Genomic DNA, 260 nt, shown 5'->3' with positions numbered 1-260 from the left:
GACAGGTATAATTTCATCAATCAGTGCTTTGTTGCGCACTTGTCCAAGCCATTCTTGGTTCGGATTCTCGACGAGATTTGCCAACTCTACCATCGTTTGTTCCCGGTCTTCGTTCGAAAATGTCTTGCGGATTGTTTCAGCGAATCGTGTCTCTTCTTCCGTATAAGATGGCACGCCAATTGCAGCCAATTCCTCTTTCATTACATCCTCAAGCACGTAGTTGCGTACAAAATTCGAGCACGCTTTATCAAAACGGATCT

Annotated in this window: 1 pseudogene; it reads right to left on the bottom strand. The window is 44.6% G+C overall.

Going from position 1 to position 260, the window contains the following annotated elements:
- A pseudogene (locus tag CHH91_RS18645) lies at positions 1–260 on the bottom strand (amidohydrolase); the annotation flags it as partial.

Source organism: Virgibacillus sp. 7505, from assembly GCF_002272135.1.
GTDB lineage: Bacteria > Bacillota > Bacilli > Bacillales > Amphibacillaceae > Terribacillus.
This window is presented reverse-complemented; position numbering and strand designations above follow the sequence as displayed.